22 protein-coding genes are annotated in these 23,189 nt (G+C 66.4%); 11 read left to right on the forward strand and 11 right to left on the reverse strand.

What is annotated here, in order from left to right:
* Window positions 1–79 precede the first annotated feature (79 nt).
* The 3 genes from N7367_RS13630 to N7367_RS13640 all read left to right on the forward strand — a co-directional run bounded on the left by N7367_RS13630 (window position 80) and on the right by N7367_RS13640 (window position 3,826).
* A complete protein-coding gene (locus N7367_RS13630) occupies window positions 80–2,278 on the forward strand; it encodes a hypothetical protein (RefSeq protein WP_279942583.1) in 2,199 nt (732 codons plus the stop codon).
* A 61-nt stretch (window positions 2,279–2,339) separates the two neighbouring features.
* The gene (locus N7367_RS13635; protein ID WP_053516976.1) at window positions 2,340–2,687 is read left to right on the forward strand and encodes an EamA family transporter; all 348 of its coding nucleotides are present in this window, start codon (window positions 2,340–2,342) and stop codon (window positions 2,685–2,687) included.
* 2 nt (window positions 2,688–2,689) lie between these two features.
* Window positions 2,690–3,826 (forward strand): glycosyltransferase family 4 protein, encoded by a 1,137-nt coding sequence (locus tag N7367_RS13640; RefSeq protein ID WP_111186688.1) that lies wholly within the window; start codon window positions 2,690–2,692, stop codon window positions 3,824–3,826.
* 108 nt (window positions 3,827–3,934) lie between these two features.
* On the opposite strand, the gene N7367_RS13645 is transcribed toward N7367_RS13640, so the two are convergent.
* The 5 genes from N7367_RS13645 to N7367_RS13665 form a co-directional block, all read right to left on the reverse strand.
* Window positions 3,935–5,365 (reverse strand): UbiA family prenyltransferase, encoded by a 1,431-nt coding sequence (locus N7367_RS13645; RefSeq protein WP_279942584.1) that lies wholly within the window; start codon window positions 5,363–5,365, stop codon window positions 3,935–3,937.
* Window positions 5,366–5,368: 3 nt separating this feature from the next.
* Window positions 5,369–6,778: a mannose-1-phosphate guanylyltransferase/mannose-6-phosphate isomerase gene (locus N7367_RS13650; RefSeq protein ID WP_065175349.1), complete on the reverse strand. Its 1,410-nt coding sequence runs from the start codon at window positions 6,776–6,778 to the stop codon at window positions 5,369–5,371.
* Window positions 6,779–6,792: 14 nt separating this feature from the next.
* Complete coding sequence (locus N7367_RS13655) at window positions 6,793–8,151, reverse strand: phosphomannomutase (RefSeq protein ID WP_279942585.1); 1,359 nt, start codon at window positions 8,149–8,151, stop codon at window positions 6,793–6,795.
* 143 nt (window positions 8,152–8,294) lie between these two features.
* Window positions 8,295–9,236 (reverse strand): electron transfer flavoprotein subunit alpha/FixB family protein, encoded by a 942-nt coding sequence (locus N7367_RS13660; protein ID WP_279942586.1) that lies wholly within the window; start codon window positions 9,234–9,236, stop codon window positions 8,295–8,297.
* Window positions 9,236–9,982, reverse strand: coding sequence for an electron transfer flavoprotein subunit beta/FixA family protein (locus tag N7367_RS13665; protein ID WP_053516970.1), 747 nt, complete (start codon window positions 9,980–9,982; stop codon window positions 9,236–9,238). Before N7367_RS13665 ends, N7367_RS13660 begins: the two co-directional genes overlap by 1 nt.
* A 259-nt stretch (window positions 9,983–10,241) precedes the next feature.
* Between N7367_RS13665 and rfbB the strand changes: the two genes are divergently transcribed.
* The 7 genes from rfbB (at window position 10,242) to N7367_RS13700 (ending at window position 15,741) form a co-directional block, all read left to right on the forward strand.
* Window positions 10,242–11,297, forward strand: coding sequence for a dTDP-glucose 4,6-dehydratase (gene rfbB, locus N7367_RS13670; protein WP_065175347.1), 1,056 nt, complete (start codon window positions 10,242–10,244; stop codon window positions 11,295–11,297).
* 14 nt (window positions 11,298–11,311) lie between these two features.
* Complete coding sequence (gene rfbA / locus N7367_RS13675) at window positions 11,312–12,199, forward strand: glucose-1-phosphate thymidylyltransferase RfbA (protein ID WP_197600664.1); 888 nt, start codon at window positions 11,312–11,314, stop codon at window positions 12,197–12,199.
* A complete protein-coding gene (rfbC, locus tag N7367_RS13680; RefSeq protein WP_053516966.1) occupies window positions 12,196–12,753 on the forward strand; it encodes a dTDP-4-dehydrorhamnose 3,5-epimerase in 558 nt (185 codons plus the stop codon). The genes rfbA and rfbC overlap by 4 nt, the downstream gene beginning before the upstream one ends.
* Window positions 12,750–13,649: a dTDP-4-dehydrorhamnose reductase gene (gene rfbD, locus N7367_RS13685; RefSeq protein WP_279942587.1), complete on the forward strand. Its 900-nt coding sequence runs from the start codon at window positions 12,750–12,752 to the stop codon at window positions 13,647–13,649. The genes rfbC and rfbD overlap by 4 nt, the downstream gene beginning before the upstream one ends.
* Before the next feature lie 90 nt (window positions 13,650–13,739).
* Window positions 13,740–14,471 (forward strand): CoA transferase subunit A, encoded by a 732-nt coding sequence (locus tag N7367_RS13690; protein ID WP_053516964.1) that lies wholly within the window; start codon window positions 13,740–13,742, stop codon window positions 14,469–14,471.
* A 1-nt stretch (window position 14,472) separates the two neighbouring features.
* Window positions 14,473–15,105: a CoA transferase subunit B gene (locus tag N7367_RS13695; protein WP_053516963.1), complete on the forward strand. Its 633-nt coding sequence runs from the start codon at window positions 14,473–14,475 to the stop codon at window positions 15,103–15,105.
* Window positions 15,106–15,153: 48 nt separating this feature from the next.
* Window positions 15,154–15,741, forward strand: a complete 588-nt coding sequence (locus N7367_RS13700; protein ID WP_053516962.1) for an alpha-ketoglutarate-dependent dioxygenase AlkB — start codon at window positions 15,154–15,156, stop codon at window positions 15,739–15,741.
* An 8-nt stretch (window positions 15,742–15,749) separates the two neighbouring features.
* Here the strand turns inward: N7367_RS13700 and N7367_RS13705 are convergent, their stop codons facing one another.
* From N7367_RS13705 to N7367_RS13720, 4 genes are read right to left on the reverse strand one after another with little or no spacing between them, the layout of a single operon-like run.
* Window positions 15,750–16,391 (reverse strand): ABC-type transport auxiliary lipoprotein family protein, encoded by a 642-nt coding sequence (locus tag N7367_RS13705; RefSeq protein WP_180875770.1) that lies wholly within the window; start codon window positions 16,389–16,391, stop codon window positions 15,750–15,752.
* Window positions 16,388–17,314 carry an MlaD family protein gene (locus tag N7367_RS13710; protein WP_053516959.1) on the reverse strand — a complete coding sequence of 309 codons (927 nt, stop codon included), beginning with the start codon at window positions 17,312–17,314 and terminating at the stop codon, window positions 16,388–16,390. Before N7367_RS13710 ends, N7367_RS13705 begins: the two co-directional genes overlap by 4 nt.
* Window positions 17,315–17,317: 3 nt before the next feature.
* Window positions 17,318–18,145 (reverse strand): ABC transporter ATP-binding protein, encoded by an 828-nt coding sequence (locus N7367_RS13715; protein WP_279942588.1) that lies wholly within the window; start codon window positions 18,143–18,145, stop codon window positions 17,318–17,320.
* A gap of 1 nt (window position 18,146) precedes the next feature.
* Window positions 18,147–19,268: an ABC transporter permease gene (locus N7367_RS13720; protein WP_279942589.1), complete on the reverse strand. Its 1,122-nt coding sequence runs from the start codon at window positions 19,266–19,268 to the stop codon at window positions 18,147–18,149.
* Between the two features lie 92 nt (window positions 19,269–19,360).
* On the opposite strand from N7367_RS13720, the gene N7367_RS13725 reads away from it, so the two are divergent.
* Window positions 19,361–20,620 (forward strand): threonine/serine exporter family protein, encoded by a 1,260-nt coding sequence (locus tag N7367_RS13725; protein WP_053516956.1) that lies wholly within the window; start codon window positions 19,361–19,363, stop codon window positions 20,618–20,620.
* A 54-nt stretch (window positions 20,621–20,674) separates the two neighbouring features.
* Here the strand turns inward: N7367_RS13725 and N7367_RS13730 are convergent, their stop codons facing one another.
* The gene (locus tag N7367_RS13730) at window positions 20,675–21,055 is read right to left on the reverse strand and encodes an H-NS histone family protein (protein WP_053516955.1); all 381 of its coding nucleotides are present in this window, start codon (window positions 21,053–21,055) and stop codon (window positions 20,675–20,677) included.
* Window positions 21,056–21,277: 222 nt separating this feature from the next.
* Window positions 21,278–22,969: a proline--tRNA ligase gene (locus tag N7367_RS13735; RefSeq protein ID WP_053516953.1), complete on the reverse strand. Its 1,692-nt coding sequence runs from the start codon at window positions 22,967–22,969 to the stop codon at window positions 21,278–21,280.
* Window positions 22,970–23,189 lie beyond the last annotated feature (220 nt).

Raw genomic sequence — 23,189 nt, forward strand, 5'->3', positions numbered from 1 at the left:
GCTTCGGCGGATCCCGCCTTCAGTGCAGGGAGAACACGCAGTGCATTATGTCTGGCAACTGATTGCGCCGGTATTGGCGATGTGTCTTGCTGTCATCGGCAGCTCGACCCTGCTGGCCGTCGCCGGCATCCGCGTGAGCCCGCATCTGCGGCGGATCGGGCCGGTCCAGGCGTTGCTGCTTGCAAGCGTGTGCGTACTGGCCCTGCTGATGAATGCCAATGCGTGGCTGCCCGGCTACGTGGTGTTTCCCTGTTTCCTGATCAGCGGGGCCGTGGGAGCCCTCGTGGCGCTTCGCCGTGGCTTCGCCGATCCGCTCGCCCATGCGTCGATCTGGGCGTTCACGATCAGTCTGCTTGCGGGCGTTCTGCTGGTCGCATGGTGGAATCTCATGTTCGCCTCCCGGCATCTGTGGATGCTTGAAGGCACCAACCATGATCTGGTGTTCTTCTACGGCGGTGCCAAATGGGCCATGCAACACCCGCTCTGGGTCGAGCAGGCCACGGTGGCCCGCGAGTGGGCGCTGGGGCAATGCGGTCAGGGCATGCAGTTCATCGGCAACGGCTGCATCGTGCAGCGCAATGGGGCGTACAGCCTGTTGGCACTGGCGTCCAGCTTCGTGCCGGAGGCAGGCCCGAACCAGGTGCGGGCGATGATCGGCACCGCCGCACTGTTCCCGGTGCTCGGCATGCTGCCCTCGATGGCAGGCCGCTTCGGCGGCGCGCGTCGCTGGCCGCGGGGAACCGCGGTGGCCTTCCTGCTGGCGGTACTGTGCATGCTGGGTACCGGCATGATGCTTGCGGTGGTCAACGAGAACATCGGTACGGCGATGGCGGGCGCCCTGCTGATGATGATCGTGCTGTGGGCGCTTACGCCGATGCAGTCGCTGGGTGCAAAGTGGATCATGCTGGGTGCAGCCGCGGGCTGTACCGGCATGGCATACGGCGAAGCGGCGGTGCATGCGTGCATGATCGTGGCCCTGGCCGTACTGGTGACGGCCATGTGGCTGCGTTCCTGGCGGGTGTTCCTGCTGGGCGGCCTGCTGGCGATGCTGGCCTGCGCGATCGTCCTCAACCGGATGCTGCCCGAGCTGATGGCATCCTATGCCCAGGTCAGTGGCATCGTCGCGCAGTCGTCGTGGCCCAGCTGGTACATCCGGCAGCCCTTCTGGGGTTGGTGGCTGTCGGCTCCCTTCGCCGGCCTGTTGATGACCGGCGAGCCTGCCGTGAATCCGGAAGCCATCATGCTCGGGCTGGTGCTGATGGCGTCCACTGCATGGCTTTCCATCCGGGAAGGACGCTGGCGGTTCTTCGTCGGCTTGCTGGCAGCCAGCATGGTGCTGGTTGCCTATGTGCAGAGCCATGGCTATCAGTACGGCGAGCACAAGCTGGTGCAGGTGCTCGGGCCGGCATGGGTGGCGCTGTTGAGCTGGCTTCTGCTGCGCCATGCGCGCCGTCGCGGCCGCACAGGTGTGGTACTGCTGCTGATGGCGACGCTGGGGGCGCTGTCGGCGGCCTACGCCGTGCGTTCGCGATCAATCCTGGTCTCGCATGTGCCTTCGGGTATCACCCATGCCCTCTCGGAAGCGATCAGGCTGCCGCAGAAGGGAGATGAGGTTGTCATCGACACGTCCGGGGTCAACGGGCCGGAGCGCTACGTCAAGCAGGACTTTGCTGTGCTGGAGCTGCATCGGCGCGGGGTGCGCGCGCGCATTGCCGACCGTGGCGACGCTCCGGTGGGGTACAGCGATGCCCTGCTCAATGACAGCCTGCGCGGTGCCGAATCACCCGATTGGCTGCTGGTACTCAGGCAGCCCGGAACGGGCCCAGCGCTGCCGCCGGGTACTGCCCCGCTCCTGGAAGATCCCACATTCGCATTGTTCTCGCTGCAGTCCGGTCAGTTGCCGCTGGCCCAGGCGGGTACGGGCTGGCACACCTGCGAACAGGATCACTGCTGGACCCGCGGCGCCTTCAGCCTTGAAACCTTCGTGCCCAAAGGATGTGCGGGCGCACGACTGCAGGTTGATCTGGATCTGCTGCAGCCACCCGCCGAGGGACGTATCCATGTGACCGTCAACGGTGTGGAAGCAGCAACCGTCGACGGGCACCAGGGCGAGGTCAGTTTGTCGCTGGCCGGCGGCAGCTCGGTGGTCGTCCTCGCGCCGGATTGGCCGGTTGCGTCGCCGCAGGCGTTGGGTCTATCAACCGATCCCCGGCCTCTGTTCGCCAACGTGTCCCACGCCCGCATCAGCTGCGGCGTGCCTGCCGAGCCGGCAGAATGACGGTCTTCGCAATCATCCATCGAACAGCGTCGGGCCACGGCCACGGCGCAAGAGGTCTCCCATGCAACTCCTGATCGTCTTCGGCCTGGTCATCCTCGGCGCCTGTGGAACCGTCCTGCTGAAGGTCGGGGCAGGGCGTGTCACCTATTCCGACGGCCTCCTGCCCATGCTGTCGTCTGCGTTCAACCTGCCACTGGTGACCGGCTTCATCCTGCAGATGATCCCGCTGGTGTCGTGGGTGGTGCTGCTCAAGTACATGCCACTGACCAAGCTGCAGCCGATGATCGCCCTGACCTACGTGGTGACACCGGTGCTTGCCGTGCTGTTCCTGGGCGAGCACATCGGCCCACTGCGCATGGCCGGAATCGGCCTGATCGTGCTGGGCGTGGTACTGGTGAGCGCGAGCTGAGCATGAAGATCCTGATCGTTCTGACCTACTACACGCCCTACATGAGCGGGGTGACTGAATTCGCGCGGATGCTCGCCGAGGACCTGTCCCATCGCCACGAGGTCACCGTGCTCACCACCCAGCACGATGCATCCCTGCCGGTGGAAGAGACCATCAACGGCGTGCGCGTGGTGCGCGCACCGGTGTTCGCCCGCATGCACAAAGGCGTCCTGAGCTGGAAGTTCATCACCTGGTTCCGCCGACTGGCGCGGCAGCATGATGTGGTCAACCTGCATATGCCGATGCTGGAATCGGGCCTGCTGTCATTGCTGGTCCCCGCCCGCAAGCTGGTGGTGAACTACCAGTGCGACATGGCCGTGGTGGGTGGACTGCTGGACCGGCTGGCGGTGAACGTCACCCGTGTGTCCTGCTGGCTGGCCACGCGGCGCGCCCGTGATGTCGGGGTGCTCACCCACGATTACGCGAGCTCTTCGGCCTGGTTGTCCGGTATCCGCCACAAGCAGCATGAAGTGCTGGCGCCGATGAAGGCGATGCCCTGGCAGGATCGCCCGGCGAGTACCGACGGGGTGTTCCGCTTTGGTTTCGTGGGCCGCTTCGTCGCCGAGAAAGGCCTGCCTGTCCTGCTGGAGGCCTTCAGCCAGGTCCATGCCCTGCATGGCGACCGTGTCCGCCTGGTGCTGGTCGGGGATACCCACAACATCGCCGGCGGCGGCATCATGGATGCCATCCACGGCAGCATCGCCGCGCTGGGGGATGCGGTCGACGTGCGCGGTCGCGTCAGCGAACAGGAACTGCAGGCGTTCTATGCGCAGCTCGATGTGCTGGTACTGCCCAGCGTCAACCGCTATGAAGCGTTCGGCATGGTGCAGCTGGAGGCGATGCTCAGTGGTTCACGGGTGATCGCGTCGAACCTGCCGGGCGTGCGCACCATCGTGCAGAACACCGGCAATGGCGAAGTGGTGCCGGTCGGCGATGCACCGGCACTGGCGGCAGCGATGCTGCGCCTGATGGCCAGCCGCGATGCGGCAAGCCGTGCCGAGGTACGCGCACAGGCACTGCAGGCCTATCCGCTGCGGCGCTTCTACGACCTGCAGGAAGCCATGCTGCTGGATCGCACCGGGCCCGAGCGTCCGGCCTGATCCCACCTGGCCGGGTTGCCAGCGCTGCCTGCGGGCAGCGACGGCACCGTCATTCCCCGCGCTCGAATGACGGCTGCGCGCCGGTGGCGCAGCCGTGATGTGCCTGATTCAGATCGCCGCCAGTACCGACAGGCCACCCACCAGCACCGTGATCAGGCTGCCGGGATCCTTCACTGCGAACACGACCGGGTCGTCGTGCATCTGTCCACGGTGGGCCAGCAGCCAGGTGCGGCAGATCCAGTAGAGCAGGACCGGGCACAGCAGCCGCAGGAACAGCGGATGCCCGTAGAGCTCCTGGCTTTCCGGCGCGTTGATGTACAGGCACAGCACCAGTACCGACGCCATGCCCGACGCGGTACCCAGGGCCTGTACCAGTCCCAGGTCCTCGACGTGGTAGCCACGCCCGCTGGGCTTCTCCTTGCCGCTGGCCAGCGTCATGCGCAGTTCGGTGTAGCGCTTGAGCATGGCCAGGCTGAGGAAGATGAACATCGAGAAGGTCAGCAGCCAGAACGAAAGCGTGACGTCGATTGCCGCGGCACCGCCGACGATGCGGATGGTGTAGAGGGCGGCCAGCATCACCACATCGATCATCACCACCTGCTTCATCCGCAGCGAATAGGCCAGGGTGAGGCAGAAATAGATGGCCAGTACCAGCAGGAACGCAGGGGCGACAATGGCCGCCAGCAGGAAGCCGGCCAGGGTCAGTACCGGCGTGGCCAGCAGCCCCGAACGCAGATCCAGCCGGCCACAGGCGAACGGGCGCTTGCGCTTGCGCGGATGCTGCCGGTCCGAGTCGAGGTCCAGCAGATCATTGAACAGATACACGCCGGATGCGCACAGCCCGAAGGCGATGAACGCCAGCACCGCGTTGAGCGTGGTCTCCAGCTCCAGGAAACGATGACTCGCCAGCAATGGCACGAATACCAGCACGTTCTTCAGCCACTGGTGGACACGCATCGCCTTGAGCCAGGCGCGTGGGCCGCCGCCTTCGCGGGGCCAGTGGGCGGCAAGCTCCGAACAGTGCGCCGCAGCGCGGGCGACGCCGGCACCGGCGTTGACCACCCAGGCCGAATGCGCGTGCTTCCAGATGGCCAGATCGACCCGCGCGTTGCCCATGTAGTCGAAACCGCGCTCGCCGAACTGCTCCACCAGCAGATCGGCCTTGCGATGGCCGGCAAGATTGGTGTGTCCATCGCTGCAGAACACGTCGTCGAACACGCCCAGATGGCGCGCGATGGGCTCCACCAGTGCCGCGTCCGATGCCGTGCACAGTACCCGCCTGCGATCACTGCTGGTCCGCAGCAGTTCGACCACGCGCGGGTCGTACGGCAGCAGTGCCGGATCACCGGCACCGTGGACTGCCAGCTGGTGCTTCAGGTGCGCCTTGCCACGCAGCAGCCAGAACGGCAGCACGAACAGCATCCAGGGCTGCCGTGCCAGCATCCTCAGGAAGGTCTCGTACAACAGGTCGCTGCGCAGCAGGGTGCCGTCCAGATCAACACACAACGGCCTCGAACGGCCGGCACCCGAAGCACTCACCGATCAGCCTCCCGCGCGGCCGTACTGGTCTTCGAAACGAACGATATCGTCCTCGCCCAGGTAGCTGCCCGACTGCACTTCGATCAACTCCAGCGGCAGCTTGCCCGGGTTCTTCAGGCGATGGGTGACGCCCAGCGGGATGTACGTGCTCTGGTTTTCCGACAGCAGGATGACCTCGTCGCCCCGGGTCACCTCGGCCGTGCCGCTGACCACGATCCAGTGCTCGGCGCGGTGGTGATGCATCTGCAGGCTCAGGGTCGCGCCCGGCTTGACGGTGATGCGCTTGACCTGGAAGCGGTCGCCGTTGTCGATGGAATCGTAGGCGCCCCACGGACGGTACACCTTGCGGTGCGCGGCAGCTTCACTGCGGCCCTCGCGCTTGATCCGGCCGACAATCTCCTTGACGTCCTGCACGCGGTCCTTGTGGCCGACGAACACGGCGTCGTCGGTCTCCACGACCACCACGTCCTGCAGGCCGACCATCGCGATCAGGCGGTTGCCATAGGCATAGCTGTCCTTGCAGTCCAGGGCGATGACATCGCCATGGCAGGCGTTGCCGTCGGCATCCTTGTCGGACACTTCCCACAATGCCGACCACGAGCCGACGTCATTCCATTCCGCGTCGAGCGGTACGACGGCGGCATCGGCGGTCTTTTCCATCACCGCGTAGTCGATCGAGTCGTTCGGGCTGGCAGCGAAGGCCTCGGCGTCGAGACGGATGAAGTCGTTGTCGCGTGCGGCCTTGTCGAGCGCATTGCGGCAGGCGGCGAGGATCGCCGGCTGCAGCGTCTCCAGTTCCTTCAGGTAGCGCGAGGCCTTGAACAGGAACATGCCGCTGTTCCAGAAGTACTCGCCGGATGCCACGTACTGTTCGGCGGTGGCCAGGTCGGGCTTCTCGACGAAGCGGTCGACGGCACGCACGCCTTCACCCGTGGCGGCCTTGATGTAGCCGTAGCCGGTCTCCGGCGCCGTCGGCACGATGCCGAAGGTGACCAGCTTGCCGGATTCGGCCGCGACGGCGGCCTGCTTGACCGCGGCATGGAACGCCGCCTCGTTGCGGACCACGTGGTCCGACGGCAGCACCAGCAGCAGCGCGTCATCGCCGGCCGACAGTGCCTGCAGCGCGGCGATGGCGATCGCCGGCGCGGTATTACGGCCGACCGGCTCGAGGATCAGCGCCTGCGGCAGCACCTTGCATTCGCGCAGCTGTTCGGCCGCCATGAAACGGTGTTCCTGGTTGGCGACCACGATCGGTGCCGCGCCGGCAATCGACGCAACGCGTTTCCAGGTCGCCTGCAGCATCGTGTCGTTGCCGACCAGCGGCAGGAACTGCTTCGGATACGCTTCGCGCGACAGCGGCCACAGACGCGTGCCAGAGCCGCCGGAGAGAATGACGGGAACGATGGGATTCATGGTGCGTCCTTCGGTTAATGGTTTGCCGGCGTGCCGCCGATCAGGGCGGTCAGCTCGGCGATGCGTTCGCGCAGCAGGGCGTCATTGCCACGGGTTTCGATGTTCAGGCGCAGCAGCGGCTCGGTGTTGGAGCTGCGCAGGTTGAAGCGCCAGTCGGCGAAATCCGCGCTGACGCCATCGGTGTGGTCCAGTACCGGCTGCTGTTGCTGGAAATGCGCCAGCACGCGCGCCACGGTCGCCTTGGCATCGTCGACACGGAAGTTGATCTCGCCGCTGCACGGATAGGCCTTCATGCGATCGGCCACCAGCTCGCCCAGTGACTTGCCGGTCGTGGAGACCAGCTGCGCGATCAGCAGCCACGGGATCATGCCCGAGTCGCAGTAGGCGAACTCGCGGAAGTAATGGTGGGCGCTCATCTCGCCGCCGTAGATGGCATCTTCGGCACGCATGCGCTCCTTGATGAACGCATGCCCGGTCTTGCTCATGATCGGCACGCCGCCGGCCTGCTCGACCATTTCCACGGTGTTCCAGGTCAGGCGCGGGTCGTGGATGATCTTGCCGCCCGCCTGGCGGGCCAGCAGCGCCGTCGCCAGCAGCCCGACCAGGTAGTAGCCCTCGATGAAGTTGCCGTCGGCGTCGAAGAAGAAGCAGCGATCGAAATCGCCGTCCCAGGCGATGCCGAAATCGGCACCGTGCGCGCGCACGGCATCGCGCGTTGCCGCACGGTTCTCCGGCAGCAGCGGATTGGGGATGCCATTCGGGAAACTGCCATCGGCCTCGTGCTGGATGCGGATGAACTCGAACGGCAGGTGCGGCGCCAGTTCGTCGATCACCAGGCCAGCGCCACCGTTGCCGGGGTTGGTGACGATCTTCAGCGGCTTCAGGCCGGCCACGTCGACGTAGCCGAGCAGGTGCTGGATGTAGGCGGACTTGTCGGTGTCCTGGCGGACCTCGCCCTGACCGGTTCCCAGCGGCGCCTCCGAGGCGGCGAAGTCGCGGATGTCGAACAGGCCGGTATCGCCGCTGATCGGCTTGGACTCCTCGCGCACCAGCTTCATCCCGTTGTAGTCCATCGGGTTGTGGCTGGCGGTGACCATGATGCCGCCGGCGGCCTTGCGGTGGAAGGTCTGGAAATAGACCTCCTCGGTACCGCACATGCCGATGTCGATGACATCGCGGCCGCTGGCGGTCAGGCCTTCGATGGCGGCCTGCAGGAGGGCGGGGCTGCTCAGGCGGATATCGTGTCCCACCACCACCGGTCCCGGGCCCAGCAACGCGGCAGTGCCGGCGCCGATGCGGCGGGCAAGGCGTTCATCCAGTTCATCCGGAACGCGGCCACGGATGTCATAGGCCTTGAAACACGGGAGCGTCATCAATGCAGTCCTTACACGGGTTGACCCCGGATTATAGCGACAGGCACTGCAAGGACGGGTGAGCCAGGCCAGCGTCCCTGCGGGCCCCAGAAGGAAGGGAATGCCGCGTAACCTGTTGATTACGCGGCACCCCGGGCGGGCGCTCAGCCCAGCGCGGCCTCGAGTTCCGGCAGGATCGTGAACAGATCCCCGACCAGGCCGATATCGGCAATCTCGAAGATCGGCGCATCGCCGTCCTTGTTGATCGCCACGATCGTGCCGGCATCCTTGATGCCGGTCAGGTGCTGGATCGCACCGCTGATGCCGACGGCCACGTACAGCTCCGGCGCGATGATCTTGCCGGTCTGGCCGACCTGCAGGTCGCTGGGCACGTAGCCGGCATCGACGGCGGCGCGCGAGGCGCCGACGGCGGCACCGAGCTTGTCGGCCAGCTGGAAGACGACCTTGAAGTTCTCTTCCGAGCCGACACCACGGCCACCGGAGACCACGCGCTTGGCGCTCTGCAGGTCCGGACGGTCGCTGGCACCGGCGGCCAGGCCGACGAAACGGGTGTGGGTCGGCAGTGCCGCATCCACGCTGGCCGCTTCGATGGCAGCGCTGCCGCCCTGCGCGGCTTCCGGCCACGACGCGGCACGCACGGTGGCGACCACGACCTGGTCGGCCGGGGCTTCCACAGTGATGATGGCGTTGCCGGCGTAGATCGGGCGCTTGAAGGTGTGGCTGCCTTCCACGGCCATCAGGTCGGAGACCTGGTTGACACCCAGCAGGGCGGCCACGCACGGCAACAGGTCCTTGCCGAAGGTGGTGGACGGGCCGAACACGTGGCTGTAGCCCTTGGCCAGCTGTGCGATCTGCGGCGCCAGCACCTGGGCCAGGGCCTGTGCGTTGGCGGCGTTGGCCACGGTCAGGACCTTGGCGACGCCGGCGATCCTGGCGGCCTCGGCGGCGACGGCCGTCGGATCGGCGGCCAGCACCAGCACGTCGATGCTGGCACCGCTGATGGCAGCGGCGGCGCTGACGGTCTTGGCGGTGGCGGCGTTGAGCTTGCCGTCGTGGTGCTCGGCGATGACGAGAATCTTGCTCATTACAGCAACCCCTTCTGCTTGAGTGCGGCCACCAGTTCGGCCGCGTCCTTGACCATTACACCCTTGCTGCGCTTGGACGGCGCAGCGTACCGGGTGGTCTTGAAGGTGTCGGCGGCTTCAACGCCGAGGTCGGCCAGCTGCAGGGTTTCCAGCGGCTTGGCCTTGGCCTTCATGATGTCCGGCAGCTTGATGAAGCGCGGCTCGTTCAGGCGCAGGTCGGTGGTGACGACCGCCGGCAGATCCACTTCCAGTGTTTCCAGGCCGGCGTCGACCTCACGGGTCACCGTGGCCTTGCCATCGGCGATGTCCAGCTTGCTGGCGAAGGTCGCCTGCGGGCGGCCCCAGAGCGTGGCCAGCATCTGCCCGGTCTGGTTGGCGTCATCGTCGATGGCCTGCTTGCCGAGGATCACCAGGTCCGGCTGCTCCTTCTCGACCAGCTTGAGCAGGGTGCGCGCGGCGGTCAGCGGCTGGATGGCCTGGTCGGTGACCACGTGCACGGCACGGTTGGCGCCCATGGCCAGGCCGTTGCGCAGATGCGCCTGGGCGTCGGCCGGGGCGATGGTGGCCACCACCACCTCCGTGGCGATGCCCTTGTCGCGCAGGCGCAGGGCTTCTTCCAGGGCGATTTCATCGAAAGGATTGGGAGACAGCTTGACGCCGTCGGTGACCACGCCGGAACCGTCCGGCTTGACCTGAATGCGGACGTTGTAGTCCACCACGCGCTTGTATGCGACGAGGATTTTCATCTGGTACGGGGTCCTTCAGTAACAGGGAGAACGTCCGGTCCTGACAGCAACCGGTTCGGGGGTGGGATCCCGATTCTAGCTGGCTTGGGGCAACCATGCGAATGCGTATGGTTGTGCTGCGGCGCACTAATGCTCTCTCAGGGAAGGGGCTCTGTTCACCCGTCAGAGGCAGTGGTAAAGGTGGGCCCGATGTATCCTGCTGCGCTGCACCCGACTGCCAGGCGGCGCGGGAGCCTTGATCGAACAGGAGTAACGGGTAGTGCCAACTTGGATTGTCACCGGCGGCGCCGGGTTCATTGGCGGCAATTTCGTCCTCGAGGCCGTGGCCCGTGGCGTCAAGGTCGTCAACCTCGATGCACTGACCTACGCCGGCAACCTGCAGACGCTGTCCAGCCTGGAAGGTAATCCGGACCACGTGTTCGTGCACGGGGACATCGGCGACCGTGAGCGGGTCGCCCGCCTGCTCGCCGAGCATCAGCCCGATGCGGTGCTGAACTTCGCGGCCGAGAGCCACGTCGACCGCTCCATCGATGGCCCCGGGGCCTTCATCCAGACCAATGTGGTGGGGACCCTGGGCCTGCTCGAGGCGGTGCGCGACTACTGGAAGGCGTTGCCGGCCGAGCGCGGCGCAGCGTTCCGCTTCCTGCATGTGTCCACCGACGAGGTGTACGGCACGCTGGGCGAGACCGGCGCGTTCAGCGAGACCACCCCGTACGCGCCGAACTCGCCGTACTCGGCGTCCAAGGCCGCGTCCGATCACCTGGTGCGTGCGTTCCACCACACCTACGGGCTGCCGGTGCTGACCACCAACTGCTCCAACAACTACGGCCCCTACCACTTCCCGGAAAAGCTCATCCCGCTGGTGATCGCCAAGGCGCTGGCCGGCGAACCGCTGCCGGTGTACGGCGACGGCAGGCAGGTGCGTGACTGGCTGTTCGTGTCCGATCACTGCGAGGCGATCCGCACCGTGCTGGCCAAGGGCCGGGTGGGCGAGACCTACAATGTGGGCGGCAATTCGGAACGGCAGAACATCGAGGTGGTGCATGCGATCTGCGCTCTGCTGGACCAGCGCCGTCCGCGCGCTGACGGGCAGCCGCGCAGCAGCCAGATCACCCATGTGGCCGATCGCCCCGGCCATGACCGTCGCTATGCGATCGATGCCAGCAAGCTGAAGAACGAATTGGGCTGGCAGCCGGCGCACACGTTCGAGCAGGGCATCGCCTTCACTGTTGACTGGTACCTGGAGAACCAGGACTGGGTCGAGGGCGTGCTTGACGGCAGCTACCGCCTGCAGCGCATCGGCACTACGGCCTGAACCCAGGAGACGTCATGACCCAGCGCAAGGGCATCATCCTCGCCGGCGGAACCGGCACCCGGCTGTATCCGATCACCAAGGGCGTCAGCAAGCAGCTGTTGCCCGTGTACGACAAGCCGATGATCTACTACCCGCTCAGCGTGCTGATGCTGGCCGGCATCCGGGAAGTGCTGATCATCAACACCCCGCATGAGCAGGCCCTGTTCCAGCAGCTGCTGGGTGATGGCTCGCAGTGGGGCATGGACATCCAGTACGCCGTGCAGCCCAGTCCGGATGGGCTGGCGCAGGCGTATCTGATCGGCCGCGAGTTCGTCGCCGGCAAGCCCAGCTGCCTGGTCCTCGGCGACAACATCTTCCATGGCCACGGCCTGCGCGACGTGCTCCGGCGGGCCGACGCCCGCACCGATGGCGCGACCGTGTTCGGCTACTGGGTCAACGATCCCGAGCGTTACGGCGTGGCCGAATTCGACAAGGACGGCCGGGTTGTCGGCCTGGTCGAAAAGCCGGAGAACCCGCGTTCCAACTACGCGGTCACCGGCCTGTATTTCTATGATGGCAACGCCAGCGATTATGCGGCCGAGCTGAGGCCTTCGCCGCGCGGCGAGCTGGAAATCACCGATCTCAACCAGCGCTATCTCGGTGCGGGCAGCCTGCATCTGGAGGCGCTGGGGCGTGGCTATGCATGGCTGGATACCGGCACTCACCAGTCGCTGCTGGAAGCGTCCAACTTCATCGAGACCATCCAGACGCGCCAGGGCCTGCAGGTCTGCTGTCCGGAAGAAGTGGCGTTCGGGCAGGGCTGGATCAATGCCGAGCAGCTGGAAGCGCTGGCCGCTCCGTTGATCAAGAATGGCTACGGCCAGTACCTGCACACACTTGCATTGCGTGGAGTGGTTCCGTGAAAGTGATTGAAACCCGGTTGCCGGGATGTGTGGTGATTGAACCGGCGGTGTTCGGTGACGAGCGCGGCTTCTTCTTCGAAGGCTGGAATGCGGCGCGATTCGGCCAGCTGGGCCTGCCCGACCGCTTCGTGCAGAGCAATGTCTCCTCATCGAGCAAGGGCGTGCTGCGCGGCCTGCATTACCAGTGGCCGCGACCGCAGGGCAAGCTGGTGAGCGTGCTGGAAGGCGAGGTGTACGACGTGGCCGTCGATATCCGCCGCGGATCGCCCACCTTCGGCCAATGGGAAGCGGTGGTGCTGAGCGCGCAGAACAAGCGCCAGTTCTGGATTCCGGAAGGCTTCGCGCACGGATTTGCGGTGCTGTCCGACACCGCGCTGTTCCACTACCTGTGTACCGATGTGTACGTGAAGGAAGCCGATGCTGGAGTGCGCTGGAACGACGCGGACATCGCAGTGGACTGGCCGGTGGGCGCACCGACGCTCTCGCCCAAGGACGAACATGCGCCGTTCCTGAAGGACATCGCCGAGGAACGTCTGCCGGTCTTCGCGCCATGACGGTTCTCGTGCTGGGTGGCAACGGCCAGGTCGGCCAGGAGCTGCTGCGCGCGCTGGCGCCGTTGGGGCCGGTGGTCGCCACCACCCGCAGTGGCCGGCTGCCTGATGGCAGCCCCTGCGAGACGGCGGACTTCGGCCAGCCCGGGAGCCTGCCGGCGCTGCTGGATCGCGTGCAGCCATCGGTGGTGGTCAATGCGGCGGCCTATACCGCCGTGGATCGCGCCGAGCGGGACATCGAGGCCGCCTTCGCCGCCAATGCGCAGGCCCCGGGCGTGATCGCGCGCTGGTGCCAGGCGCAGGGCGTGCCGTTCGTGCATTACTCCACCGACTACGTGTTCGACGGCGAAGGTTCCGCGCCCTATCGCGAGGACGAGCCGACCGCGCCGCTGGGTGTGTATGGCACCAGCAAGCGCGATGGCGAAGACGCCGTGCGCGCTGCCGGTGGCCGCCACCTGATCTTCCGTACCGCATGGGTGTATGCCGAGCACGGCGCGAACTTCCTGCGCACGATGCTGCGCCTGGCCGCAGAGCGCGACCATCTGCGTGTGGTGGCCGACCAGATCGGCACGCCGACGCCGGCTGCGCTGATCGCCGATGTCACCGCGCTCGCGCTGCAGCATCCTGCCGCGCTCTCCGGTACCTGGCACCTCACCGCCAGTGGCCAGACCAGCTGGCACGGCTTCGCTGAAGCGATCTTCGCCGAAGCGCTGGCAACCGGTGTCCTGCACAGGGTGCCGGTGGTTGAAGCGATTCCGGGTGCCGAGTATCCGACCCCGGCGCGGCGGCCGGCCTGGTCGGTGCTGGACAACAGCGCCCTGCAGCAGGCGCTGGGCATCGTGCTGCCGCCGTGGCAGGACGGCCTGAAGCAGGTCATGGCCGCGATCGCGCGCGGCTGAGGGCACGCCGCAATTGCTGCGGCGCATCCCAGCCGGATGCGGGTGTGCCGCTAGAATGCGGGCATCCTTACCGTGTGGGACAGCAAAGCGATGGACAAGTCCAATACCGGCGGCAAGCGCAGCAAGCGCTATGCCAGCGCGGCCCAGGCGCTGGAGGGCGTGGTCGCCGATGGCCAGACGCTGGCCGTCGGCGGCTTCGGCCTGTGTGGCATACCCGAGGCACTGATCGCAGCCTTGCGCGACAGTGGAGTCAAGGGCCTGACCGTGATCTCCAACAACGCCGGCGTCGATGGCTTCGGCCTGGGCCAACTGCTGGAAACACGCCAGATCAGCAGGATGATTTCGTCGTACGTGGGCGAGAACAAGGAGTTCGAGCGCCAGTTCCTGGCCGGTGAGCTGGAGCTGGAATTCAATCCACAGGGCACCCTGGCCGAGCGCCTGCGTGCCGGCGGCGCCGGAATTCCTGCCTTCTTCACTGCCACCGGCTACGGCACGGTGGTGGCCGAAGGCAAGGAGACCCGCGAATTCGACGGCAGGCACTATGTGCTGGAAACCGCGCTGCGTGCCGACGTTGCCCTGGTGAAGGCGTGGAAGGCCGACGAAGCCGGCAACCTGGTGTTCCGCAAGACCGCGCGCAATTTCAATCCTGCCTGCGCGATGGCCGGCAAGGTGTGCATCGCCGAAGTGGAAGAGGTGGTGCCGGTCGGTGCGATCGATCCGGACCAGGTGCATCTGCCGGGGATCTATGTGCATCGCATCGTGCACAACGCGCATCCTGAAAAGCGAATCGAGCAGCGCACCGTGCGTGCGGAGGGCAACTGACATGGCGTGGACCCGCGATGAGATGGCGGCCCGCGCCGCCCGTGAACTGACCGACGGTGCCTATGTGAACCTGGGCATCGGCCTGCCGACCCTGGTCGCCAACCACATTCCCGAGGGCGTGGACGTGTGGCTGCAATCCGAGAACGGCCTGCTTGGCATCGGCCCGTTCCCGACCGAAGCCGAGGTCGATGCCGACCTGATCAACGCCGGCAAGCAGACCGTGACCGCGCGCGCCGGTGCCAGCTACTTCGGCAGCCATGACAGTTTCGCCATGATCCGTGGCGGCCACATCAATCTGGCCATTCTTGGCGCGATGCAGGTGACCGACAAGGGCGATCTGGCGAACTGGATGGTGCCCGGCAAGATGGTCAAGGGCATGGGCGGCGCGATGGACCTGGTGGCCGGCGTGCAGCGCGTGGTGGTGCTGATGGAGCACACCGCGAAGAACGGCGAGCACAAGGTGCTGGCCGAATGCACGCTGCCGTTGACCGGCGTGGGCGTGGTCGACCGCATCATCACCGATCTGGCTGTGTTCGACGTGACCGATGCCGGTCTGGTGCTGGTGGAGACCGCGCCGGGGGTTGGCGAGGACGAACTGAAGGAAAAGACCGGCGTGCCGTTCCGGCGTGCCTGAGTCCGGCGGGGCGGCCTCGTGCCGCCCCGACACTGCCTGGCGATCCCGATGCTGTTTCCACACGAGCTGCCCGATGCCGACGTCCGTCATGTTCCGGGCTGGCTGCTGCCGGATCGGGCGGATGCGCTGCAGCGGACACTGGGCGAACAGGTGGCCTGGGATGTGCACCGCATCCGGATGTTCGGTCACTGGGTGGATTCGCCGCGGCTGAGCAGTTGGATCGGCGATCCGCAGGCGCGCTACCGGTATTCCGGCGCCGAGTTCGTCCCGCGGCCCTGGCTGCCGGCTTTGCAGGCGCTGCGCGTGCGATTGCAGGAAGAGGGTATCGGCCGGTTCAACAGCGTGCTGCTCAATCGATACCGCGATGGTGGCGATTACATGGGGTGGCACAGCGACGACGAACCCGAACTGGGACCGGCGCCGGTGATCGCTTCACTGAGCCTGGGTGCGGCGCGGCGTTTCCTGCTGCGACGACGCGACGAGCCGGCACGCAAGGCGGAGTTCCTGCTGGGCCATGGCGATCTGCTGTTGATGGCCGGCAGCACCCAGCGCTTCTATCAGCACGCGTTGCCGAAGATGGCGCGGGCCCAGGGCGAGCGGATCAACCTGACATTCCGTTGGATCACGCCGCGCTGAGCGAGGGATCAGCGCGGTGCTGCGGCGCTGTCGTTCTGCCCACTGACCAGCGTCCAGCCGACCACGTCCTGCGCGATCTGCTGCAGGCCACGTTCGAACGCCGCCGCAACCGCCGGCACATCGGTACTGCCAACGGGCTGCGCCTGACGGAAGGTGCGATCAGCGACCACGCGCTGGTCGGCCACGTGGATCAGCTTGGCATTGAGTTCGATCACCACCGTCGGCGTGGCCTGGCCCTGGTAGTCCGACTCGAAACGACGGATGTCCGTGGACAGCTTGTAATCGGCGCGGATACCGGCGGCGGTGCGGGCCACGCCGTTGATGCGGCCGGAGTCCTCGAAACCGCGCAGCAGCGTGTCCTCGATCATGTCGGTGGCCGGCTGGGCCCAGCTGGCACCCCTGTAGATCTCCAGCTCCGACGGCGTGGGACGCACGTTGATGCGCGGGCTGTCGACCATGCGCGCCGCGCTGGGTTTGGCCAGCACCAGCTGCCAGGCGACCTGGGGCCAGCTGGGATCGACCTTCACCTGCACGGCAGGCGAGTACAGGGTGACGGGATTCTTGTCGCCGCTGCCGAGGATCGAGCAGCCCGACAGCAGCGCCAGGGCCAGGCCTGGCAGCAGCAGGCGTGGGAAGAGGGTCGGGCTCATTTGGGTTCGAACTCCTTCGGGGCATCGCGGCCGAGCAGATAGCGCGCGGGGTTGTTCTCGAGGCGGTCGCTGACCCGGCGCAGGTCGCGGATCAGGCCACGCAGTTCGGTCAGGGTCGGGCCCAGCTGGCCGAGCCCGTCATTGGCGAAGCTGTTGATCGCGGCGCGGTTCTCGCCAAGGATCGAATCGGCATTGCCGGCAGCCGAATCGAGCTTGACCAGGGTAGCGTCGAGCTTGTCGATGATGCCCGGCAGCTGCTGCACCAGGTTCCTGTCGAGGCGCTCGATGGTGCCGTTGGTGGTCTTCAGCGTGGTGTCCAGGCTGCGTGCGGCATCGCGCGCGCTGAGCAGCAGCGCCTGTGTGCCCTGGTCACGGTCGGCCAGTCCGCCGCTGATGGTTTCCAGGTTGGCCAGGGTCGCGTTGATCGACGCCACGTTGCGATCGCTGAGGATCTGGTCCATGCGCTCGACGATGCGGTTGGCCACATCGGTGATGTTCTGCAATGCCGAAGGCGTGGTCGGGATGATCGGCGCCGGGTCCTTGTTGACCGTGGTCAGTGCCGGCGACTGCGGCGTGCCGCCGCTGAGCTGGATGATCGACGGACCGGTCAGGCTGGTGATCGCCAGCTTGGCACGGGTATCGGTCTTCACCGGCGTGGTGGAGTTCAGGCGGATGCGCGCCACCACCTGGCGCGGATCGTCCGGTACCAGGTTCAGCTCGATGATCGAGCCGACCGCGATGCCGTTGTACTGCACCGGGCTGCCGACCGACAGGCCGGTCACCGCCTCGCGGAACACCACGCGGTATTCCTGCCAGGTGCGGTCGGATGAGTACTTGGCCGCCCAAAGGCCGAAGGCCAGCAGGGCCAGGCCGGTGATCAGGGTGAACGCGCCGATCAGCACGTAGTTGGCTTTGGTTTCCATGGCTCAGGCACTCTCGATCTGTTCGCCACGCGCGGCACGCGCACGTGGTCCGTGGAAGTATTCCTGGATCCACGGATGATCCAGTTTCTCGATTTCCGCAAGCGGTGCGTTGGCGATCACCTTGTGGTCGGCCAGCACGGCGACGCGGTCGCAGATGGCGTAAAGCGTGTCCAGGTCATGGGTGATCAGGAACACGGTCAGGCCCAGCGCTTCCTGCAGGGTCTTGATCAGCCGGTCGAAGGCCGCCGCGCCGATCGGGTCCAGGCCGGCGGTCGGTTCGTCCAGGAACAGCAGCGGCGGGTCCAGTGCCAGCGCGCGGGCCAGGCCGGCACGCTTGCGCATGCCGCCGGACAGCTGCGAGGGCAGCTTGTTGATCGCATCGGCGGGTAGCCCGGCCAGCTTCACCTTCAGCAGTGCCAGCTCGTAGTGCCAGCGTTCGGGAAGGTCGCGATGATGCTCCTTCAGCGGAACCTGCACGTTCTCGCCGACGGTCAGCGAGGAGAACAGCGCGCCATCCTGGAACAGCACGCCGGTGTTGCGCTCGATATGCAGCCGGCTTTCGGCATCGTCGGCACGCGCATCGCGGCCGAGCACTTCGATCTGTCCTTCATCCGGCACGCGCAGGCCCAGGATCGAGCGCATCAGCACGGACTTGCCGGTGCCCGAGCCGCCGACGACGCCGAGGATCTCGCCGCGCCGCACGTCCAGGTCGAGGTCCTCATGGACGGTCTGGCTGCCGAAGCGGTTGACCAGCCCACGCACGCGGATGGCCAGGTCATGGCCATCGTCATCACGCATCTTGAAGGTGCCGGAACCGGAGGTCGTGTTCATGTCACCAGTCCATATGCATGAACCACAACGCCGCAAAGGCGTCGATGATGATCACCAGCGAGATGGTCTGCACCACGCTGGATGTGGTGCGCTCGCCGACCGACTGCGCGGTGCCGGTCACCTTCAGTCCCTCCAGGCAGCCGATCAGGCCGATCACCACCGCGAAGACGGGCGCCTTGGACAGGCCGACCAGCATGTGCCGCACCTCCATCGTGTCGTGCATCCGCGCGATGTACATCTGCGGCGGAATGTCCAGATCGAACGCGCCGACCGTGATGCCGCCGGCCAGGCCGGCAATCATCGCGATGAAGGTCAGCAGCGGCAGGGTCACCAGCAACGCGAACAGGCGCGGCAGTACCAGCAGATCGATCGGGTCCAGGCCCAGCGTGCGCATCGCATCGATCTCCTCGCGGGCCTTCATCGCGCCGATCTGCGCGGTGAACGCGCTTGCCGTGCGGCCGGCCAGCACGATCGCGGTCAGCAGCACGGCGAACTCGCGCAGGAAGGCGATGTTGACCAGCTCGACCACGTAGATCTCCGCGCCGAAGTCGCGCAGGATGGTCGAGCCCAGGAACGCGATCACCGCACCGACCAGGTAGGACAGCAGCGCCACCAGCGGCACGGCGTCCAGGCCCACCTGCTCCATCTGATGCACGGTGGCGGTGAGGCGGAAGCGCCGCGGCTGCTTGACCAGGCGAGCGGTCTTGACCATCGCCTCGCCGAGGAAGCTGGCCAGGGCTACGATGTTGTGGCCGGTGCCATGCATGCTGACGCCCAGCCGTTCCAGCGCGGCCAGCACGCCGAAGTCGCGCTTGGGCTTGGGCCGGTCGTCGGCCACTTCCTCGATGGTGCACACCAGTGCCTGGTGATCCGGCCGGAACTGCAGCGCATCCTCACCGAGGTCGGCGCGATGGGCCACGCGCAACAGCTGCAGTACGCCGGCCGAATCGAGCTGCTCGATGCCCGTGGCGTCAATGCCGGTCAGTCTGTCGGGAACGGCGCGCAGCACCTCGGCCGCGGCCAGCGCGGTCTTCAAGGTCCAGTGGCCGGACAGGCGGATCAGCCCGGGGTCGTGGGCGTCCTGTTCGAGCTGGGGGGCGAGGTTCTGGGTCACATGGGCCATTCGGGTCGCAGCATAACCGTTCTGTATTGTGCTTCGCGTTGAACCAGGATGAATTCCTCCGGTGGGGCCCGGCCTAGGTAATACTACGGCGCATGTCCGCAGACGCTCACACGATCCCCACGCCCCAGGCCACCTACGCGCAGCGCGTGGCCTTCGTTTCCGAGATCGCCGGCCGCCTCCACAGCTACGGCACCACGGCCCAGCGTCTGGAAACGGCCGTGGTCGCACTGGCAAAACAGCTCGATCTCGATTGTGAACCGTGGTCTAACCCCACCGGCATCATCCTCAGCTTCAGCGACCCGGCCCAGGCGATCGGCTCCAGCGACATCACCCGCGTGATCCGCCTGGCACCGGGCGAGAACGACCTGCACAAGCTCAGTGTCGCCGACCGGATCGCCGAGGAAGTGGCCAACGGGCGGATGAGCATCGCGCAGGGGCACACCGCGCTGCGTCAGCTGGACAAGGATCCCGGCCGTCGCGGCAAGCTCCGCACCATCCTCTCGTTCACGCTCGGCGCGGCCGGTGTCGCCGGCATGTGGAAGCTGCCCTGGCTGGACATCGCCACCGCCGGTGTCATCGGCCTGATGATCGGCCTGCTCGGCATGGTCACCGACCGTCGCCCGGCGACCCGCGAGGCCGCCGAGGCGCTGGCCGCGCTTCTGGCCGGCCTGGTTGCCACCTTGGTCGCTTCGTTTGTCGGCGCGCTCAACCTCAACACGGTGATCATCGCCTCGCTGGTGGTGCTGCTGCCCGGCATGTCGCTGACCAATGCGGTCAACGAACTGGCCAGCCAGCACTGGGTGTCAGGCACCGCGCGGTTTGCCGGTGCGCTGACCACGATCATGAAACTGAGCGTCGGCGCGATGATCGCGGTGACCCTGGCCGATGTGCTGGGCCTGGACCCGGTGATCCGTGCCTCGCGACCGCAGGGACCGTGGGTGGAGTGGGGGTCGCTGCTGACCGCGGCCTTCGCCTTCGCGATGCTGTTCAAGGCCAGCCGTCGCGATTATCCCTGGGTGATTGCCGCGTCCGTGGCCGGCTATGCCATTTCCAAGTTTGGCGGGCACGCCTGGGGGGCACCGGCAGGCATCTTCCTGTCGGCGATGGTGCTGACCGCCGGCGGCAACCTGTTCGGTCGGCTGGCCGGGCGTCCGGGTGCGATCATCCGCCTGCCGGGCATCATCATGATGGTCCCTGGCAGCACCAGCCTGCGTGGCGTGCTGACGCTCGTCCAGCAGCAGGATGTCGGTGCCGGCCAGAGCGTGTTCCTGACCGTGCTCAACGTGGTGATGGCGCTGGTGGCGGGCCTGCTGTTCGGCAACCTGTTGATGCCGGCGCGCAAGACGTTGTGATGGAATGAAGAACGCCGGCTTGCGCCGGCGTTCTTCATTCTTTCCGATCCGGCCTCAGGCCTTCTTGATCAGGAAATCTTCCGGCTTCTTGCTGCCCTTGGCGGTCAGCTCGGCCATCCAGCGCGGCTGCTTGCCACGGCCGGTCCAGGTTTCCTTCGGGTTGGCCGGGTTGCGGTACTTCGGGGCGACCTTGCCCAGCTTGCGGCCGGCGGTCTTGGACGGCGCCGCTGCCTTGCGGGCGCGTGGCTTGGCAGCCGTGGTAGCGGTACCGAACAACTCCTCGATGGTGTAACCCTCGGTCTTGGCCAGCTTGCTCAGCTGGGCCCGCACCTTGGCGATCGGGCGACGCTTGGCGACGATGGTCTGCTGCTTTTTCGCGGTGCGGATCAATGCGCCCAGCTCGCGTGCCGACAGGCCGGTCAGGTCGATGCTCATCTACGGTTACTCCGGAAACTAATAAGGGACAGGGACGAGCCGGTCCGTGGCGTCGGCGCACAGGATAATGATGAATTAAATCCAGTACAAATCATGCAGGTCAGGGTATGGCGATGGACCGACTGCATCGTGACCATTTTGACCGGATTATGTCCAGCTGCATATTCACCGGCCCACCGCCGGTGCAAAGAAAAAGACCGGGGCATGCCCCGGTCCGGTCACTCAACCCTGCAGGCGTTGCAGCAGGGTAGCCTTATCCAGGCTTTCGGCTTCGCTTGCACGTCGCGAGCGGTACTCGTACGTGCCGGCCGCCAGGCCGCGCTCGCTGACCACCACGCGATGCGGGATGCCGATCAACTCCATGTCGGCAAACATCGCACCCGGGCGCAGCCCGCGATCATCCAGCGCGGCATCGAGACCGGCATCGCGCAGTTCCTGCAGCAGGCCGGCAGCGGCTTCGGCCACAGCGGCATCGCCCTTGGGGTTGATGACGCACACCACCACCTGCCACGGCGCCATCGCGTCCGGCCAGATGATGCCGGCATCGTCATGATTCTGTTCGATCGCGGCAGCGACCACGCGCGAGATGCCGATCCCGTAGCAGCCCATTGCCATCACTGCGGCCTTGCCGTTCTCGTCCAGTACGGTCGCGTCCAGCGCTTCGGCGTACTTGCGGCCAAGCTGGAACACGTGGCCGACTTCGATGCCACGGGCGATCTTCAACTCGCCGCCGTCCAGCGCACGGTCACCGGCACGCACGTTGCGGATATCGACCACTTCCGGTTCCGGCAGGTCGCGGCCCCAGTTGACTCCAGCCAGGTGGAAGCCTGCTTCATTGGCACCGACCACGAAATCGGACATCGCCGCCACTTCGCGGTCGGCCACCACGCGGATCGCCTTGGCCGGTGAAACCGGGCCGAGGAAGCCGGGCACGCTGCCCAGGTACTCGGCGATCTCCGCTTCGCTGGCAAAGCGCTGCTCTTCCAGGCCGGCAACCTTGCCCAGCTTGATCTCGTTGACCTCGTGGTCGCCACGGACCAGCACCAGCACGAACCCTTCGGCGGTCATCAGCGCCACCGACTTCACCGTGCGCTGCAGGGCGATGCCGAGCAGGGCGGCAACGTCCTCGCAGGTCTTCTGGGTGGGGGTCTCGACCTTGCGCATCGTCTCGCCGGCTGCCGCGCGCGGTGCCGGTTCCGCGGCGATCGCCGCTTCCATGTTGGCCGCGTAGTCCGAGCCGGTGGAGAACACCAGCGCGTCCTCGCCCGAATCGGCGATCACATGGAATTCCTGCGACGCGTCGCCACCGATCGCGCCGGAATCGGCCTGCACCATGCGGAAGTCCAGGCCCAGCCGGGTGAAGATGCGGCTGTAGGCGGCCTTCATGTTCTCGTACTCGCGCACCAGGCACTCGTCGTGCAGGTGGAACGAATAGGCGTCCTTCATCAGGAATTCGCGTGCACGCATCACGCCGAAGCGCGGGCGGATCTCATCGCGGAACTTGGTCTGGATCTGATAGAAGTTCACCGGCAGCTGCTTGTAGCTGGACAGTTCGCTGCGCGCGAAGTCGCATGCGGCTTCCTCGGCGGTCGGGCTGTAGCAGAACACCTGGTCCTTGCGATCCTTGATCTTCAGCAGCTGCGGCCCGAACTTCTGCCAGCGGCCGGTCTGCTCCCACAGCTCCTTGGGCTGGATGGTCGGAATCTGGAACTCCACGGCACCGGCGCGATCCATTTCCTCCCGCACGATGCGTTCGACCTTGCGCAGCACGCGCAGTCCCAGCGGCGACCAGGTGTACAGGCCGGAGGCGAGCTTGCGGATCATGCCCGCACGCAGCATCAGGCGGTGGCTGGTCAGCTCCGCGTCGCTGGGGGTTTCCTTGGTGGTGTGCAGGTGGAACTGGGAGAGGCGCATCGTCGGCTTCGGTCTACGGCAGAGATCCCTATTCTGCCAGCCCGGGCGGGGGGAGGGTATCGGCAGGGCTGCGCCCTGCACCCGCCTCAAGCAACTTCAACTGCCACAGCAACAGCGGGCTTCGCGTGGGATGGCGGGGTGGATCCGGTGGCAGGGGACGCCGTAAACCCGACCATGGGGGCTTGGTCGCGGCATCCATGCCGCTCACACCCCTGCCACC

This window comes from Stenotrophomonas sp. GD04145 (genome assembly GCF_029835135.1).
Classification (GTDB): Bacteria; Pseudomonadota; Gammaproteobacteria; order Xanthomonadales; family Xanthomonadaceae; genus Stenotrophomonas; species Stenotrophomonas maltophilia_P.

What these genes read in the sequence shown, in the direction of transcription:
- N7367_RS13630 (WP_279942583.1), top strand. Translation starts at nt 80, where the DNA reads ATGTGTCTTGCTGTCATCGGCAGCTCGACCCTGCTGGCCGTCGCCGGC.
- N7367_RS13635 (WP_053516976.1), top strand. Translation starts at nt 2,340, where the DNA reads ATGCAACTCCTGATCGTCTTCGGCCTGGTCATCCTCGGCGCCTGTGGA.
- N7367_RS13640 (WP_111186688.1), top strand. Translation starts at nt 2,690, where the DNA reads ATGAAGATCCTGATCGTTCTGACCTACTACACGCCCTACATGAGCGGG.
- N7367_RS13650 (WP_065175349.1), bottom strand. Translation starts at nt 6,778, where the DNA reads ATGAATCCCATCGTTCCCGTCATTCTCTCCGGCGGCTCTGGCACGCGT.
- N7367_RS13655 (WP_279942585.1), bottom strand. Translation starts at nt 8,151, where the DNA reads ATGACGCTCCCGTGTTTCAAGGCCTATGACATCCGTGGCCGCGTTCCG.
- N7367_RS13660 (WP_279942586.1), bottom strand. Translation starts at nt 9,236, where the DNA reads ATGAGCAAGATTCTCGTCATCGCCGAGCACCACGACGGCAAGCTCAAC.
- N7367_RS13665 (WP_053516970.1), bottom strand. Translation starts at nt 9,982, where the DNA reads ATGAAAATCCTCGTCGCATACAAGCGCGTGGTGGACTACAACGTCCGC.
- rfbA (WP_197600664.1), top strand. Translation starts at nt 11,312, where the DNA reads ATGACCCAGCGCAAGGGCATCATCCTCGCCGGCGGAACCGGCACCCGG.
- rfbD (WP_279942587.1), top strand. Translation starts at nt 12,750, where the DNA reads ATGACGGTTCTCGTGCTGGGTGGCAACGGCCAGGTCGGCCAGGAGCTG.
- N7367_RS13690 (WP_053516964.1), top strand. Translation starts at nt 13,740, where the DNA reads ATGGACAAGTCCAATACCGGCGGCAAGCGCAGCAAGCGCTATGCCAGC.
- N7367_RS13695 (WP_053516963.1), top strand. Translation starts at nt 14,473, where the DNA reads ATGGCGTGGACCCGCGATGAGATGGCGGCCCGCGCCGCCCGTGAACTG.
- N7367_RS13700 (WP_053516962.1), top strand. Translation starts at nt 15,154, where the DNA reads ATGCTGTTTCCACACGAGCTGCCCGATGCCGACGTCCGTCATGTTCCG.
- N7367_RS13705 (WP_180875770.1), bottom strand. Translation starts at nt 16,391, where the DNA reads ATGAGCCCGACCCTCTTCCCACGCCTGCTGCTGCCAGGCCTGGCCCTG.
- N7367_RS13710 (WP_053516959.1), bottom strand. Translation starts at nt 17,314, where the DNA reads ATGGAAACCAAAGCCAACTACGTGCTGATCGGCGCGTTCACCCTGATC.
- N7367_RS13715 (WP_279942588.1), bottom strand. Translation starts at nt 18,145, where the DNA reads ATGAACACGACCTCCGGTTCCGGCACCTTCAAGATGCGTGATGACGAT.
- N7367_RS13720 (WP_279942589.1), bottom strand. Translation starts at nt 19,268, where the DNA reads ATGGCCCATGTGACCCAGAACCTCGCCCCCCAGCTCGAACAGGACGCC.
- N7367_RS13725 (WP_053516956.1), top strand. Translation starts at nt 19,361, where the DNA reads ATGTCCGCAGACGCTCACACGATCCCCACGCCCCAGGCCACCTACGCG.
- N7367_RS13730 (WP_053516955.1), bottom strand. Translation starts at nt 21,055, where the DNA reads ATGAGCATCGACCTGACCGGCCTGTCGGCACGCGAGCTGGGCGCATTG.
- N7367_RS13735 (WP_053516953.1), bottom strand. Translation starts at nt 22,969, where the DNA reads ATGCGCCTCTCCCAGTTCCACCTGCACACCACCAAGGAAACCCCCAGC.